Source organism: Rhodococcus sp. IEGM 1241, assembly GCF_033142365.1.
Classification (GTDB): domain Bacteria; phylum Actinomycetota; class Actinomycetes; order Mycobacteriales; family Mycobacteriaceae; genus Rhodococcus_F; species Rhodococcus_F erythropolis.
This window is the reverse complement of the sequence record NZ_JAWLSE010000001.1, coordinates 403,835-420,087: the sequence shown is the minus strand read 5'-3', so window position 1 is coordinate 420,087 and position 16,253 is coordinate 403,835. Positions and strand designations below refer to the sequence as shown.

15 protein-coding genes are annotated in these 16,253 nt (G+C 62.2%); 7 read left to right on the top strand and 8 right to left on the bottom strand.

What is annotated here, in order from left to right; translation table 11 throughout:
* Positions 1-71: 71 nt before the first annotated feature.
* Positions 72-1,439, bottom strand: a complete 1,368-nt coding sequence (locus R4P70_RS01925; protein ID WP_019745793.1) for an NAD(P)/FAD-dependent oxidoreductase — start codon at positions 1,437-1,439, stop codon at positions 72-74.
* A gap of 123 nt (positions 1,440-1,562) precedes the next feature.
* Here R4P70_RS01925 and R4P70_RS01920 point away from each other — a divergent pair, with 123 nt between their 5' ends.
* From R4P70_RS01920 to R4P70_RS01900, 5 genes are all read left to right on the top strand, one after another.
* On the top strand, positions 1,563-2,453 hold the full coding sequence (locus R4P70_RS01920) for a LysR family transcriptional regulator (RefSeq protein ID WP_003943104.1): 891 nt from the start codon (positions 1,563-1,565) through the stop codon (positions 2,451-2,453).
* A 92-nt stretch (positions 2,454-2,545) separates the two neighbouring features.
* The gene (locus R4P70_RS01915; protein WP_317830303.1) at positions 2,546-4,009 is read left to right on the top strand and encodes a benzaldehyde dehydrogenase; all 1,464 of its coding nucleotides are present in this window, start codon (positions 2,546-2,548) and stop codon (positions 4,007-4,009) included.
* Between the two features lie 132 nt (positions 4,010-4,141).
* The gene (locus R4P70_RS01910; protein WP_020909510.1) at positions 4,142-5,659 is read left to right on the top strand and encodes an MFS transporter; all 1,518 of its coding nucleotides are present in this window, start codon (positions 4,142-4,144) and stop codon (positions 5,657-5,659) included.
* A 45-nt stretch (positions 5,660-5,704) separates the two neighbouring features.
* Positions 5,705-6,052 carry a hypothetical protein gene (locus R4P70_RS01905; RefSeq protein ID WP_020909511.1) on the top strand — a complete coding sequence of 116 codons (348 nt, stop codon included), beginning with the start codon at positions 5,705-5,707 and terminating at the stop codon, positions 6,050-6,052.
* Positions 6,045-6,716, top strand: coding sequence for a Dabb family protein (locus R4P70_RS01900; RefSeq protein ID WP_084325884.1), 672 nt, complete (start codon positions 6,045-6,047; stop codon positions 6,714-6,716). Before R4P70_RS01905 ends, R4P70_RS01900 begins: the two co-directional genes overlap by 8 nt.
* Here R4P70_RS01900 and R4P70_RS01895 read toward each other — a convergent pair.
* The gene (locus tag R4P70_RS01895; RefSeq protein ID WP_020971152.1) at positions 6,699-7,628 is read right to left on the bottom strand and encodes an alpha/beta hydrolase; all 930 of its coding nucleotides are present in this window, start codon (positions 7,626-7,628) and stop codon (positions 6,699-6,701) included. The two genes, R4P70_RS01900 and R4P70_RS01895, sit on opposite strands and share 18 nt — an antisense overlap.
* A 176-nt stretch (positions 7,629-7,804) precedes the next feature.
* A complete protein-coding gene (locus tag R4P70_RS01890) occupies positions 7,805-8,890 on the bottom strand; it encodes a TerC family protein (RefSeq protein WP_019745800.1) in 1,086 nt (361 codons plus the stop codon).
* Positions 8,891-9,115: 225 nt separating this feature from the next.
* Between R4P70_RS01890 and R4P70_RS01885 the strand changes: the two genes are divergently transcribed.
* Positions 9,116-9,463 (top strand): hypothetical protein, encoded by a 348-nt coding sequence (locus tag R4P70_RS01885; protein ID WP_020909514.1) that lies wholly within the window; start codon positions 9,116-9,118, stop codon positions 9,461-9,463.
* 4 nt (positions 9,464-9,467) lie between these two features.
* On the opposite strand, the gene R4P70_RS01880 is transcribed toward R4P70_RS01885, so the two are convergent.
* Positions 9,468-10,700 (bottom strand): PucR family transcriptional regulator, encoded by a 1,233-nt coding sequence (locus R4P70_RS01880; protein ID WP_019745802.1) that lies wholly within the window; start codon positions 10,698-10,700, stop codon positions 9,468-9,470.
* A gap of 171 nt (positions 10,701-10,871) precedes the next feature.
* Between R4P70_RS01880 and R4P70_RS01875 the strand changes: the two genes are divergently transcribed.
* Positions 10,872-11,699, top strand: a complete 828-nt coding sequence (locus tag R4P70_RS01875) for an SDR family oxidoreductase (RefSeq protein ID WP_019745803.1) — start codon at positions 10,872-10,874, stop codon at positions 11,697-11,699.
* Here R4P70_RS01875 and R4P70_RS01870 read toward each other — a convergent pair whose 3' ends face one another.
* From R4P70_RS01870 to R4P70_RS01855, 4 genes are all read right to left on the bottom strand, one after another.
* Positions 11,700-12,911, bottom strand: coding sequence for a PucR family transcriptional regulator (locus R4P70_RS01870; RefSeq protein ID WP_021345888.1), 1,212 nt, complete (start codon positions 12,909-12,911; stop codon positions 11,700-11,702). It abuts the gene before it with no gap.
* A 55-nt stretch (positions 12,912-12,966) separates the two neighbouring features.
* Positions 12,967-14,097, bottom strand: a complete 1,131-nt coding sequence (locus R4P70_RS01865; RefSeq protein WP_003942932.1) for a thiolase family protein — start codon at positions 14,095-14,097, stop codon at positions 12,967-12,969.
* Entirely contained in the window at positions 14,090-14,257 is a 168-nt protein-coding gene (locus R4P70_RS01860) for a hypothetical protein (protein ID WP_003942869.1), read from the bottom strand. Before R4P70_RS01860 ends, R4P70_RS01865 begins: the two co-directional genes overlap by 8 nt.
* A 235-nt stretch (positions 14,258-14,492) precedes the next feature.
* Positions 14,493-16,070, bottom strand: coding sequence for an AMP-binding protein (locus tag R4P70_RS01855; RefSeq protein ID WP_317830302.1), 1,578 nt, complete (start codon positions 16,068-16,070; stop codon positions 14,493-14,495).
* Positions 16,071-16,253 lie beyond the last annotated feature (183 nt).

Here is a 16,253-nt window from a genome sequence, read left to right as displayed (position 1 = left end):
TGTGACAGGGCAGTGCCACTAAGAATCCACTGTGACTGGCATCAGGCGAAACGTGTTCAGGCGGTGCGGAGCTACGCGGAGTGCGCCAATTCCGGTTCGCGTTCGGTCACCGGCGGCGCGGCCTCGATCTTCATCGGTTCCTGCGCGTAGTGGAAGTGCGGACGACGGTGACCGATGAACGAACCGAACCACGACATCACAGCGACGTACCGGTTGCGGAAGCCCACCAGATACATCACGTGCACGGCCAGCCACATGAACCAGGCGATCGTGCCCTTGAACTCGACCTTGCGGACGCGACATACAGCGCTGAATCGGCTGATGATCGACATGCTGCCCTTGTCGAAGTACTTGAAAGGCGTTCCGGCCTTGACCTTTCCGTTCACAGTCTTCGCGGCGTGACGGCCACCCTGCATCGCAACGGGCGACTGACCGGGCAGACCGTTGAGCGAAGTCATGTCGCCGATGGCAAAGACGTTGGCGAACCCGCCGACGGTCAAGTCCGGATTGATGAGCAGACGACCTGCGCGGTCACTCTCACAACCGGTTGCCTCTCCGAGCACTGCGGCGAAGTCGTTGGCGCGTACACCGGCCGACCAGATGACGGTCTCGGCGTCGATGCGCTTCTCTTCCTTGGTCTTTGCCGAAGAAACGGTGACACCGTGCTCGTCGATGGCGGTGACCATGGTGTTGAGGACTACCTCGACACCCGACTTCTCGAGCGAGGCCTGCGTGTACTCACTGAGCTTGCCGCCGAAGGCCGGAAGCGCAACGCCGGCGCCCTCGACCATGGTGACCGTGACCTCGTCGGCACTGATGTTGTTGATGGCCTTCGCAAAGTAGCGACGCGCCAGTTCCTTGATCTGTCCGGCGAGCTCGACGCCGGTCGCGCCGGCACCCACGACAACGAAGCTCAGCAGGTTACGGCGAACCAGCGCGTCGTTGGTGGTGTGCGCTTCCTCGAAGCAACGCAGGATCTGCTTACGCAGTACCTCGGCGTCCTCGACGGTCTTGAGCTTGTAGGTGACCTTTTCGAACTCGTCATGACCGAAGTACGCCTGCGTGGCACCGGTGGCTGCGATGAGCGAGCGGTACCCGAGCGTGTGGCGGGTGCCCGAGGCTTCGTAGACGACGGTGTTCTCTTCGGCGTTGACCTCGACGACGCGGCCGAGGCGGACGTCGGCGTTGGGGTACTTCTGCAGGATCGTGCGGATGGGCGGAGCAACTTCGCCGGCCGACAGGACACCCGTCGCCACCTGGTAGAGCAGCGGCTGGAAGAGGTGCTCGGTGGTGGCGGAGATGAGAACGAACGGCGTCTTGGACTTCGCGAGGGTCTTGGCCGCGGCGAGGGCTCCGAATCCCGAACCGACGATCACAACCTGAGTCTTCTCGTGTCCAGTCGCGTCGATGTCGGCGCGACCCGCAGCTGTTCTATCCACAACGAACTCCTCAACCAAATTGAAAGTATGACTATTACGGTATGGACTGATCATGGGTCGGGTCCAGCTAGCTGGAGTATTCGCAAGACTGTTATCTCGATTGCTCATAAGTAAGCTGTCCTCATGGACTTCCGCCAACTCAAGTACTTTCTCGTCGTGAGCGAGGAACTGAGCTTCAGTCGCGCTGCCGAACGCTGCTTCATCTCGCAGTCGGCGATCAGCCATCAGGTCGCACGACTGGAGAAGGAGCTCGGGGCGACACTCTTCGAGCGCTCGACCCGGGCGGTTCGCCTGGCCCCGGCAGGATCGCGACTGGTGCCCATCGCGCAGCAAGTCCTCAGTCTCGAAACGATGGCGTACTCCGTCGCACGAGACCCGAGAGCCCGGATCCGAATCACCGGAAACATGAGCTTTGCCGCTCAGACGCTGGACGCCATCGCACACGTGCGCGAACTTCATCCGGACCTGGACGTCGAGTTCGTCATCAAGAGCTTTGCCCACCGCATGGATGCTGTGGCCTCCGGTGACGCGGACATCGCCCTGATTCGCGGCGGCGTCGACCGCCCCGGACTCGAACCCTTGGACCTCGGCGTCGAAGATCTGCTGGTCGTCATGTCGAGCCGTCACCCCCTAGCCGGCCAGCAAAGCGTCGACCTCAATGATCTGGCCGCATATCCCCTGCTCCTGCCGCCGCGCCAAAGTCAGGTGCTCATTCACAAGGTGGTCGAGGACGCATTCCGCGAGATCGATCGACGCGTCCAACTGGGCCCCGCAATTCCGAGCGATCACACAGCCACGCTGGACGTGATCACCAACCCGCGCGCCTGGACCCTGCTCTATTCGATCACCGCAGGCGAATCTCCGCGCGCTGGAATCAGCTTCATGCGAGAATCGCACGGCCGCTTGCGCATTCCCGTCTCGGGTGTGACCCGCAGCGGCGCTACCCACTCCACCGAGTTCGCCGATCTGATCCAAGCACTCAAGGACGCCATGAATCCGTCTTTCACTGAGTGAAAGTGTGATGGCGATCGACCCCCTCACAGAGCAACGTGGTGGGCAACCATGTGATGCGGCGCGCGGTTGCATCCCTTTACCGAGGAGCGGCCATGACGCGTTTGCTGAGCGAACCTGTGTGGGAATCGAAGATCTTCGACGGCGAATGGGTTCGCGGTAGCGCCGACGATCGTATTGTCGTCGAGCCGGCCACCGGCAAGCAGTTGACGACGGTCGGCATGGCAACACCCGACGACGTGGCAGCCGCTGCAACAAAAGCTACTGCAGCTCAAAAGGATTGGGCAGCAAGGCCATATACCGAACGAGCCACCGTTCTACGCCGCGCCGGTCAACTGTTCGAGCAGTACGCCGACGAAATCGGCGAATGGGTAATCCGCGAGGCCGGCAGCATCCCGGCCAAGGCCGGGCTGGAAACCCATACCGCTGCCGAAGAGTGCTACAACGCAGCAGCTTTGGCCGCACACCCTGTCGGTGAGGTTCTGCGCTCGGAGCAACCTCGGCTGAGCTTCTCTCGTCGCGTACCCGTCGGAACCGTCGGCGTCATCGCGCCGTTCAACTTCCCCATCATTTTGTCGATCCGTGCAGTCGCTCCCGCACTGGCGCTGGGCAATTCGGTGATTCTCAAGCCTGACCCGCGCACGGCGATCTGCGGCGGTGTGGTTCTCGCTCGCATCTTCGAAGAAGCAGGCTTGCCCGCCGGAGTGTTCAGCATGCTGCCGGGCGGCGCTGACGCCGGTGAGGCAATCGTGGCTCATCCGAGCGTTCGCGTCATCGCATTCACCGGGTCGACCCGAGCTGGACGCGCGGTCGGCGAACTGGCGGGCCGCCATCTCAAGCGCGCTCATCTTGAACTCGGCGGCAACAATGCGCTGATCGTCATGGATGACGTCGACCTCGAAAAGGCCGCATCTGTCGGCGCTTTCGGATCGTTCATGCACCAGGGACAGATCTGCATGACCACCGGCCGCCAACTGGTCCACGAAAGTATCGCCGCCGACTACACCGCACTCCTTGCCGAACACGCCGACAAGCTTCCGGTAGGCGACCCGTTCACCGGTCAGGTCGCACTGGGACCCATCATCGACGCCAAACAACGCGACCACATCCACTCTCTGGTCACCGGAAGCATCGCGGCCGGAGCAAAACTGGCTGCCGGCGGCACCTACGAGGATCTCTTCTACCGGCCCACCGTGCTGGCCGACACCCCACTCACCGCGCCTGCCTTCGCCGACGAGGTCTTCGGGCCGGTCGCACCGGTGACCTCCTTCGCCACCGTCGAACAAGCCGTCGCCATAGCCAACGATTCCGAGTACGGATTGTCGCTGGGCATTCTGACCTCCGACGCCATGCGCGGACTCGAACTCGCCCAACAGATTCCCACCGGCCTGGTACACATCAACGATCAGACGGTCGGCGACGAAGCCGTCATCCCTTTCGGCGGCATGGCGTCTTCGGGTAACGGCGGCCGTGTCGGCGGTATCGGTGCAAACCTCGATGCCTTCACGGAAACACAATGGGTGACGGCGCAAAGTGCACTCCCGGTATACCCCTTCTAGAACGAATTCACAGGGCACGTCCCACTCGGTCGCTGACCAGCATTGACGGGATCGATCTCGCGGACTTACCATCCAGAGAAAATTACTTCGCCACATTAAGCATTTTCTCTTGTTGTTCCCGAGAAGGACCCGTTGACGAACACAGTTACGACGAGCAGTGCCGCGAGCCCCAGCGCTACGCCAACTGCCACCGATTCCCCGGACCAGTCCGTAGCAAGATCGCCGCGCCGGGAGGCCGTGATCATCGGCGCTTTGAGCCTGGCAGCGATGATCGTCTCGATGATGCAGACGCTGCCGGTTCCGATCCTGGGACGGATTCAGTCCGACCTCGGAGCCTCGTCCGCCGGCGTCAGTTGGGTGACGACGGCGACCCTGCTTTCCGCTGCCGTCTTCACTCCCCTGCTGGGACGCTACGGCGATCAGCACGGCAAGAAGCGCACCTTGGTCGGCGTCCTCGTCGTCATGGTGATCGGTTCGATTGTCGCGGCATTGGCGCACAATCTGCCACTGCTGATCCTCGGCCGTGTACTCCAGGGAACAGCCACCGCGATCTTCCCTCTCGCACTCTCGGTCTTGCGCGAAGAGATACGACCACAGAAGCTTCCCGGCGCCATGGCCCTGGTCAGCGGAACTCTCGCGTTCGGCAGCGGTCTCGCCCTCGTGGCCACCGGTCTGCTCACATCGGCTCCGGATGCCGACTACCGCAACGCCTTCTGGATGGCCACCGGATTCGCAGTACTGGCCTTGATTGCCGTCGCCACGCTGGTCCCGCCCACCACGCACAAAAGCGGTGGGCGCGTGGACCTCATCGGTGCGCTGAGTCTGGGCGCGGCACTACTTCTGCTTCTTCTGGCGATTTCTCAAGGCCACCAATGGGGGTGGTTGTCGCCCTTGACCGTCGGTGTTTTTGTGGCCTCGATCGTGATGTTCGCAGTCTGGGTGTGGATCGAGAAGATCGTCGACGAGCCGCTTGTCGACATGCGGATGTTCGTCCACCGCCCGGTGATGATGGCAAATCTTGCCGGCGTCGTGGTGGGCTTCGGCATGTTCGCGAACTTCCTCGGGATCTCGTATCTCGCACAACTTCCCCGCGATCTCACCGGATACGGCTTCGACGCGAGCATTCTGCGTGCGTCGGTCGAATTCCTGCTGCCTGGCGCGATAGTTTCGCTGATCGCCGCCCCGATCGGCGGTCGTCTCATCAGACTCCGTGGGCCGCGATTCGTTCTGGGACTCACTGCGATCCTGGGCGCGGTGCCGTTTGCGTGGCTCGCGTTCGACCACACGCACACCGCGTCGGTCATCGGTGCGGGCATGGTGATCGGCGCCGCCCTCAGCCTCGGCTATGCAGCCATGCCCGCCATCATCATGTCCAATGTGCCGCATCATCAGAGCGGCATCGCCAACGGCATCAACTCGATCTCACGTTCCACCGGCAGCGCCATCGGCAGCGCAGTAGTGACAACGATTCTGGCGTCGATGACAATCGCGAACCTCCCCGAAGGTGTTCCGGCGATGCCAAGCGAATCTGCCTTCACCGTCACGTTCGCGACCGCGGGCGTTGCCTTCGTTCTGGTGGGACTTGTGGGGTGGCTGGGGCTGCGACCGGCACACTCCCCGTCCGCTTCCGAACAACCTCCCGCTGCGTGAGATCGGAAGTACTGCAGAGGGTTAGGTGCACCGTAGCCTGCGCACATGGCAGGTGAGACTCTCTACGTGATCGACCGGATCGTCACGAATCCCGGATGCGGGCAGAAGTTCGTCGACGAATGGCGTGCCGGCTACCTGCCGAACGCCCGGCGACGCAGCCTGACCCTCGACAACATACTTGTCAGTCCGCCGTTGTGGTCCGAGTACGAACCCAACGTCGTGACTATCACGTGGACCGTCGACGGAACCTCCGGTTGGTGGGCAATGACTCGCCTGAGTCGCGGCGACACCACGCTTCGGCAGTGGTGGGATGCCATGGAACCACTCATCTGCGAACGTAGCCGCACCATGGCTGCTGCTGCCGACGACGTCGAGGCACTGGCCGATGTATAACGTCACGAGGGTTGTTTTTGCTGCCGACAGCCCGGACTCGGACGGCTGGGCGAATGCGGTGAACACCATTGCAGCAGTGGCAGAATCGTCGGGCGCAGTTCGCCATCTCGTCACCGCTACTCTGCCCGGCGCCATCAACGGCGGAGATCTGATCGTTTATCTTCAGTTCGCGAATGAAGCCGCGTGGCGGGCCGTTAGCGATTCCGTCGACGCCGAACTTCACCACGATGCCATCGAACGCTTTCACGGCGCCGAGTACGTTTCCGGAACCGAGGGTCGCTCGCGCGCCACGGGCCCGAACGGGGTGTATCGAGCGTTGCTGATTCGCGTTGAACCCACTACCTCCGAGGACGAAATCGAACGCTTCGAAAGCGACTTGCTGAAGATGCCCGGGCATATCTCCTCGATCGCTGCCTGGCGACTCAGTCGGGTGAGTGCGGCGACCGGCGCAACACCCGCATGTGACGAAGCACCGTGGACCCATGTGTGGGAGCAGGAGTTCACCGACCTCGAATCACTGCAGACCCAATACCTCGATCATCCGATCCACTGGGGCGTCGTTGATCGATGGTTCGATCCTGAATGCACCGAAGTCATTGTGCGGGAAAGAATCTGCCATACCTTCGGCGAACTGGGCGACGAGATCCTATCGAGCGGCGGCTGATACCTCGCGGATCATCGCCCAAACTTTCTGGCGTGCCGGCTCTGTGAGCGACAATGACGGAATAGTGAGGAACCCGTGAAACAACCCGTCGAAGCGATGATGCTGCACGGGGACGCCGGCCGAGGCAAGCAGTTTCGCGTACTCGTCACCGGACGAGCACGGCGGATCCAGCTCGGCTGTCACGACAACAGCAGCTGGAAGATCTGCGAACGACTCTGTCCGAGTGGGTATCACCCGCACGTCATCTCGGCGTTCGGGAGCATATTGGTCCCAGTACCACTTCATGGCCGTGGTCGTGTTGTAGTGGTCGGTACCGTAGAGACGGTAGGACTCGGTGTCGAAATCGTCGTCGATCACCGGATAGATGAGAACCTGCGCCGCAACCGCCGGCCCCCCACGATCGCGAGCGGCGATGGCTACTGTCGCAGCAAGATTGCCGCCCGCGCTGTCGCCGGCAAGGACTATCTTGCTCGGGTCTGCGCCGTACTGTGCCGCGTGTTTCGTCGCCCACTCCAATGCGGCGTAGACGTCGTCGTGTGCTGCCGGCGCGGGGTACTCAGGGGCCAGACGATAATCGACGGAGACGACGACGGCGCCAACCCCTTCCGCCATGGACCGGCAGAATTCGTCATGGCTGTCCAGGTCACAGAACACGAAGCCTCCGCCATGAGCGAAGACGACCAGCGGTCCGGCGTCGGAGGAAGTGTGCGGGCGGTAGACGCGGATCGCCAGATCTCCACCGGGGCCCTCGATTGCGAGATCTTCGACCGTACGCAAATCGGGAAGCCGCTCCAACGGGGCGCGTCGATTCCGAAGCAGAGCGCGCAACTCCGACGGCTCGAAGCTGGTGACATCCGGAAATGCGGCGTTGAGCGTGGCCAGCATGGTGATGACTTCCGCGTGAATTGTCATGTGCACTCCTGATCTCGGACGTCGGGCATCCGCCAAGGTAGATCGCGCGCGGCCGAGTGAGAACACACCTTCCCGATCAGTGGTCTGTTTGGTTACGAGAAGTCGTGAGAAACGAAAAGGGAGACCACACCTCGTTGTGTGGTCTCCCTTTTCGATTCGGTTCAGCCGATCAGGCGTCAGCTCCTACTGCGAGCATCCACCTTGTCGTCATCGTCGTCGTGCTCGCCGGCAGCAAGCGCGATGTCGGAAGACTCGACGCCCCCATTCGGGCCTGTCTTCTCGAGGTCGACCGGTGCATCACCGGACGCAACCTCTTCGGCCTCAGGCTCTTGCGGTAGCGGTTTCTTGAGGCTCAGGATGATCGAGCCTGCCAAGACCACGATGATCACCGCGAGGCTGACCAGCGAGGGGATCTCGGGGATCGACGTGCTGATCACCTTGTGGCTGGCCTGCATGATCAGCTTCACGCCGATGAAGGCGAGGATGATCGACAGACCCTTGGAGAGGTAGTGGAACTTCTCGAGCAGACCCGAGAGCAGGAAGTACAGGGCACGCAGACCCAGGATCGCAAACGCGTTACTGGAGTACACGATGAACGGGTCGTCGCTCACTGCCAGGACTGCCGGGACGCTGTCGACTGCGAACACGAGGTCGGCGGCTTCGATGGCGACGACGACGGCGAACAGCGGTGTTGCGACGCGCTTTCCGGCTTCCTTGACGAAGAACTTGGTTCCCGCGTATTCCTCGCGAACCGGCATGATCTTGCGCAGCAGGCGAACTGCCAGCGACGTACCCGGATCGAAGCTCTCGTCGTCGTCCTTGAGCAGCTTGTAAGCGCTGTAGAGCAGGATGGCGGCGAAGACGAACAGGACGGCCGTGAACTTGCTGACCACGGCAACGCCGGCAGCGAGGAAGATTCCGCGGAAGATCAGGGCGCCGATGACACCGAAGAACAGCACACGGTGCTGGTACTCACGGGGCACCTTGAAGTAACCGAAGATCAGGGCGAACACGAAGAGGTTGTCGACCGAGAGGCTCTTCTCCAACAGCCAGGCTGTTGTGAATTCGACGCCCGAGTTCACCCCCAAGGTCAGGGTGACAACCACCGCGAACACGAGAGACAAACCGACCCAGAGTGCACTCCACCAGGCCGCTTCCTTGAAGCCGATGACATGCGCGCCGCGGTGGGCGAGCAAGTCGATGAGCAACATGACGACGATGACTGCGGCGAACGCGGCCCACGCCCACATGGGAACGTTCATCGCTGACCACCTACCCGAATGGCACTGATGACTGCGGTCACGGGGAGCTCCTTCACTGGGTTCGGACGGCCGTCTCGCCGTCTTCTCCAGTGTTCCTTGCCGACTTCTATCCATCCCTGTCGAAATATCGACGACTTTTGTATCTAAAGTTGCCGAGATCATGCAATCTAAAGGTGTTGCATCCGAAACCGCCGTTGGAAGGCAACTTGTTCTAGCCTGGCAAACATGAGCACCTCGTTGTACTACTCCGCCGTCCGCTCCACACCGCTGACCGACGACGAGAAGGCCGAAGTCGACCGACTCATCGCCGTCCACAACGACGAATTTCCGTTCGACTACGAGGTCCTGGACCTCTACCCGTCGGATATCCCCAACACTCTGCTCAACGGCTCGACCAAGATCTCGAGCGATCCGACCGAGGTGATTCCGTCACTCGTCTACTGGTTCAACGCACTGACCGAACTCCGGCGAGCGGTGCCCGACGCCGACTGGGACGTTTCACTCGACGACACCCCCGCAGATTGGGATGACAACTCCGGCTACTCGCTCCCCGGACTCGATGACATGCAGTAGCGAATCACGGCGCCGGCGCGATGGTGGCTCCGTAGCTCTCCAGTGCGATGAGGGCCAACTCCGTCGGCAGCCGACGCTGGTCGACGCTGCGACCCAGTAGCTTTTCGGCCTGATCGAGTCGATACCGCACGGTGTTCTTGTGCAGGCCGAGGGCTGCGGCAGTAGCGGCCGCGGTGCAGTTGTTCTCGTAGTAGACCCGGACGGTGTCACGGATGCGCGTCGTGACGCCGTCCGCGCCGGCCAGGCCTTTCAGTTCCCGAGCCACCAACTCACGCAGTTCGCCCAGATCTTCGGTGAGCAGACAGGGAACCTGAACATCCTCGTAGACGGTGATACCCGGCGAGCCCCCGGAACGGACCGCCACGCGCTGCGCGGCGAGCGCCTCGCGATGACTGCGAGCGAATCCTTCCATTCCGTAACCGCTCGCTCCCACTGCAACGCGAAGATCCGAATGCCGGGCATCAACATGTGACGCCCACTCCTGGCCGTCGAAATGCGCGACCCACGACCACAGCTCACGCGCGCCCGAAGGCAAAGTCAGAACACGCTCGCCATTGGACTCGTCCACAAAGGTACGGGCGTACGAGTCCAACCGCGCCAATACGTCTGCAGCCGGGTCGGTGTCGTCCGTCCAGAGAACAAACGCCGTGTGGTGGCGCCGCATCGGATAGTCCAGGATCCGGGACGCTTCGTCGGAGTGAAGGGCTTCGCCCGCGACAATCGCGTGCACCGTCTCGGACCGACGCGCAAAAGCGCCGCGCGCCAAGCTCTCCCGCTCCTTCGCGTACGTCGCGACCAACAATTCGGTGGTCACTTCCAGCCATCTCATCGCCGAACCCCACACTCGAACGAGAAGTGCGCGTTTGAGTTCCGGACCGATCGGGAGTGCCTCTATCGACTCGTCGACGAAACCCAGCATCGCGAGGCGTCCGGCGCCGTAGATCTTGAGCAGGACCCGAAGATCCATACCGCGCCGAGCGACGGTGAGTGCAAGCGCAACCGACTCCGCCGGCGGCGTGACCTCTTGGGAACCGCCCGCGATCGCCGCCACGATGACGCGGAGCTGCGCCGCGGTGCTCGCATCCACATCGCGTCGTAGCTCCCGATCAGCCGCTACCTCGGGATTGGCCTCGGCAATGGCGTCGTCGATGCGTTGGACGAAACCGTCGATCACCTCCGGCTGGAGATAGATGGGTGCGAGATTCGCAATCCAGCCGTCCAACTCCGATGTTTCCATGGCGCCTCCCCGAATTGTGACTTAGTCATAAATCTATCGCCTTGGTTCGGCCAACAAGGCCTATCTACCCAACTTCAACTGGTCCACAATCACATCTCACTGCAGTTTCACGTCGCTGCAGATTTACGTCACTGCAATCCCATCCCTCTAGTTTTTGGAGACGCTCGCGATATGAACAAGCCTTTCGACGGTCAGGTAGTGGTCATCACCGGTGGCGCCAGGGGCATCGGATACGCCACCGCGAAACGGCTCATCAGCCTGGGCGCGAGGGTCGCGATCGGCGACATCGACGAAGCCACTCTCGCGCAGGCTGCAAAAGATTTGGGCATCCGTACGTTCGGGCGTCTCGACGTCACCGACCCCGCGTCGTTCTTCGACTTCCTCGACACCGTCGAAGGTGAACTCGGCCCGATCGACGTACTGGTCAACAATGCGGGCATCATGCCGGTCGGACGGATCGTCGACGAGGACGACACCGTGACCAGACGCATCATCGAGATCGACGTCCTCGGCGTGATCACGGGAACCAAACTCGCACTGCGACGGATGCTTCCACGCGGACGTGGACACGTCATCAACATCGCTTCGCTTGCCGGCGAACTCCCGTGCCCCGGTCTGTCGACGTACTGCGGCGCCAAGCATGCGGTGTTGGGCTTCACCGATTCTGTCCGCAAGGAAGTTCGTGGCACCGGAGTGAACGTCTCGTCCGTACTGCCGACGCTCACCAACACCCAACTCACTTCCGGGACTTCGGGAATGAAGGGTTTCCGTGAGGTTCAGCCGGAGGAAATCGCCGAAGCAATCGTCGGCTTGATCACCAAACCTCGACCACGCGTGCGCATTACGCGAGTGTCCGGACTGCTTGTCCAGGCACAGGGTTTCGTGCCCCGACGGCCTTACGAGGCATTGAGCCGACTGTTCGGCGTCGAGACGCAGTTTCTCGGCGACGTCGACACCGCGGCCCGTGCTGCCTACGAGGAACGGGCGCGCACCAGCTGATCAGGCCAGCTCCGTGGCCGGCCAGTCGAGCAACTTCGCGCCCAACACGGCAGCGTGGAGCGCGAAGCTGTCGTTGGGGTCGTTGACGTTCTGGCCGGTGAGTTCACGGATACGGTCCAAGCGGTACGTGACCGCCCGGACCGACAAGTGCAGGTCTCGGGCGGTCTTTGCCGTATTGCCGCCGGCGGAGAAGTACGCGAGCAGGGTGTCGATCATCGGCCCAGCGCCGCCGCGCGCCTCGAGCAGCGGCGTGAGCAGGGTGTGGATCAGGTCGGTGACCGCCGGCCTGTCGTTGACCAGAACGCGGTAGACCAGCAGGTCACGAGCATCGATGATCGGTGCGGTCAACGACAGGCGCTGCGCCAGGTCCAGTGCGTCGAGCGCCTCCCGGTACGACGCCACGACGCCCGAAGCGGTGGTGCGAGGGCGCCCGACAGCGATCTGCCAGGTGCCGTCCAAAGCACGCCGCTGCAACTGAACTCGCCCGTCGTCATCGGTTCCCGGTCCGAGAGCCGACCGAATACCCGCCAGCACGTGATCAACGGCATCACGGTCCGGCGCCGCGAAAACGACGACCAGTTTGCCGCTCTTGCTGGCAACCAGCGCGTCGGCGTCACCCTTGCTGCCGAGCACGGCACGTTCGACGGCCCGCACCAAGGGATTGTCGTCGGTGAACTCGCGCGTCGCGGTCACCACCGCGACGGCATGCGGACCGCTGAGGTGGAGACCGAATCCCGAAGCACGACCTAACAATCCGACGACATCGGCTCCACCGGTCAACAGGTCGTCGACGAACTCACGGCGTGCCGATACCTGCGAGCGGACCAGAGAACGCCTGGCCAACTGAAATCCTTCGGCCAGTTCGGCGACGGCATCGTCGACGGCACGGAGCATGACTTCGCCGGCCGAGACGACGGCAGTCGGATCCGATTGTGCCGCAATAACAGCGGGGAGTTCACGCCACAGGCGCCAGGCCGAGGAGAGATAAAGATCGAGCAAGGCTCGCAGGGCAACACCCTGCTGCGCCGCTTCTTCACCACGGGCGCGGAAACGATGCAGCTGACGACGCTGCAGCGGCTTCCCCTCGCATACGGCGACACTGAGCACGTCCAGGAAATCACCCAGCAGTTCGACGGGTAGGCCACCGGCGTCGTCCGCCCCTGCCGCGGCTACCCGGGAAAGCACTTCTGTGGGTACTCCGGTTGCGTTCACCCCCCGCATTCTTCCACCACGTTCCGAAGGCGGGGGGACTGTCGTACCGGAACCGCTAGTCTTCGCCGACCAGGATGTGCGCGTAACTCACTCCGCCGGCTCCGATCATCTGCGCGAATCCGATCCGCGCACCGTCGTGCTGACGGACCCCGGACTGCCCACGAATCTGCTGAGTGATCTCGACGAACTGGGACAGGCCGGTCGCTCCACCGGGATGCCCACGGCCGATCAGTCCACCGCTGGGGCTGACCGCGACACGGCCTCCGATGTGGAAATCGCCGTCTGCCATCGCGAACGACGCCTTCCCTTCCGCCGCCAACCCGAGATCCTCGATGTACTGCAGTTCTTCGACGCTGAAAGCCTCGTGAACCTCTACGACGTCGACGTTGTCGGGGCGAATGTCGGCTTGCTCGTAGGCACGGGCGGAGACCCGCTTGGTCACACCGAGATCAGGCATGAACGCGGCAGCCCCGTGCCACTTGTCTGTCTCCGCTACGGCGGCAGCCACTCGGACTGCCCGACTGGCGTTCGCGAGTTTTCTGCTGGTGATGACGACTGCTGCTGCGCCGTCACCGATCGGGCAGGATTCGACGCGCCGGAGCGGATCCACCAGCATCGGTGCAGCTTTCAACTCGTCCATCGTCAATGCTTTGTTACGCTGCGCCATGGGGTTTCGGCTTGCATTGAAGAGGTTCTTCTCCACCACCAGGAGGCTGGCGTCGGCCGATTCGCCGTGTCGATGCATGCGGGCCTGCTTCATCAACGCAAACGGAACAGCAGGAACTGCCATGCCGGATACAGAAATCAAGTCCGGTTCACGTTCCCCTTCGGCGGCGCGGCTCATCAAGAGAGCACCGAGGCTTCCGACTCCGACCACCGCGGCAGTTTCCACCTGCCCCGATGCCACAGCAGCGCGGGCCTGCTCGAAAGCCGCTGTGCCGGTGGCTGATGCGTTCTCTACCGCAACAGCAGGAATCCCGGTCCACGCCATTTCGTGCAGAACCAGCGGAGCGGTCGACATTCCGGTACCGACGGCACCGACCACGAGCAGGCCGACTTCAGCCCAGTCCAGTCCGGAATCCCCGAGGGCCGCGTTCAACGCCTGTCCACCCTGAACATGTGGCGGTGTCGTCGTTTTGGAAACGAACGGCGTCATTCCGACGCCCGAGATGTATACCTCACGCATCGCGCGACTCCTTTTCGAAACCGTATGTCGTGAACAGTGAGTCTTCCGTGCCCGCACTCCGGGGAACAACGGAAACCACATCACCGATTCGAACGGGATCGGCACTGACTCCCAGAATTTCGATGTCGGCGTCACCGATACGCACCTGCGCGATGGTCACGGGAGGTTGCGCTCCGGCAATCGGAAATGCTGCAGTGCAATGCGATAAGACGGTACCGGACTCGGCCAGTTCGATCTGGGTCGCCGGGGCGTAGCACTTGGCGCAACGCTCACGGCAAGGGAAGCTGATGTTCTCGCACCGACTGCACTGCGAAGCCAGCAGTCTGATGCTCGTGCCTTCACATCGCAGGGCGGCATCGTCGAATGAAGGGTGCATTATTCGTCAGTCCTGTTCTTCAGACTCGTCGAGCCTGATCAGCCCAGTAGAGTTCTCGGAGATCCTTCTTGAGGACCTTCCCGTTGACGCTGCGCGGGAGTCGTTCGACGAAGTCGATTCGCTTGGGACTACGAACACCTCCGAGCTTGTTGCGGCACAGAGCAATCAGCTCGTCGGCACCTACTTCTGCGCCCTCGTTGAGCTCGACGACAGCGGTGACGGCCTCGCCCCATTCCGGGTCCGGAATGCCGATGACGGCACAGTCCTGCACAGCGGGGTGCGACCAGATCACCTGCTCGACCTCAGCTGGGAAGACGTTGAATCCGCCCGAGATGATCATGTCTTTCTTGCGGTCGGTGAGCGTCAGAAACCCTTCGTTGTCGAGGTATCCGATGTCGCCGGTGTGAAGCCAACCGTCACGTATGGTGTCGGCGGTCGCCTCGGGGTTGTTGTAGTACCCCTTCATGACCAGGTCTCCGCGTACGCAGATTTCGCCACGCTCACCGCTCGGAAGCGCGTTGTCTTCGTCGTCGCGGATTTCGACTCTGATCAACGGCGACGGCCGACCACAAGACAGCAATCGGGCGTCGTCGGCGATCTCGCCGTCGACAAAGTGCTGCTCGGGGCGCAGGAAACTGATGGAGCCGGGAGCTTCCGTCTGGCCGAAGCATTCGATCATCACCGGACCCAGAACCTTCAAGCACTTGCGCAGCTTCTCGGCCGACATCGGGGCAGAACCATAGAGGAAGTACCGCAGCGACGTGAGATCGTAGTTCGCCAGATCCGGATGTTCGATCAACCGGTAGATCACGGTGGGAGGCAGGAACAGGTCGGTGACGTTGTATCGGTCGATCGACTCGAGCAGGGTCTCCGGATCCGGCCGCTTCAACACGACGACGGCGCCGCCGCGGGCAGTTGCCGGCAGGGTCAGCATTCCGGCGGAGTGCGTCATGGGGGCAGCCGCGAGGTTGACCACCTTCTCGTCGGCGCGATAGTGCATGGCAAGCATCAGCTGCGCAACACACATCGAGAAGCTGCGGTGGGTGTTCATCACGCCCTTGGGAGCGCCTGTCGTACCGCCGGTCGGCGAAATCATCGCCACGGAATCCTGCGGAACGTCGACCCTCGGATGCGTCGACGGAGAATCGCCGAGCCAGTCCGTCAATGCGCGGGCGTAGTCACGAACACACTCGGCGGCGCCCGCTTCTCCTTCGAGGCGGATGTACTGGATGCGGTCGCCGACTGCAGCGTGAATCTCGTCTACAGCTGCTGCAAGCGCAGGGTGATAGAAGAGAATCTCGCAATCGAACTGGTTGACGAATCCGATGCTGTCCGTGATCGGACTGTTCGGATTGAGAGGCACCCAGGTTCCACCGGCACGCCAGGCAGCGATGACGCATAACCACGCCGCTGGATCATTGGGAGAGAGAACGCCGATCTTCGTTTCCGGCTTCATTCCGTCTCGCAGCAACGCGTTCGCGACACGACAGGACAGCGAACCTGCTTCTTCGAACGTCCAGTCGACGTCGCCGTGACGATATGCGATGGCAGCGGGATCGACGCTCCACCCTTGGTCGAAGAAATCGGAGAGGGCCATGGGAAACCATTCCTTCCTTCCTGCGGGCCGCAGCGCCCCAGGAAGTTGTCAGTAACTGTTTACATCTCGGCGAAACGTAAGCTCCCCCGGCCGACCTGTCAACCATCGACAACTGCAAAACTGTTGCACAACAACAGAATAGAGCTAACAGTCGAACAGACTCAGCAGAATCATCCCGTCTCG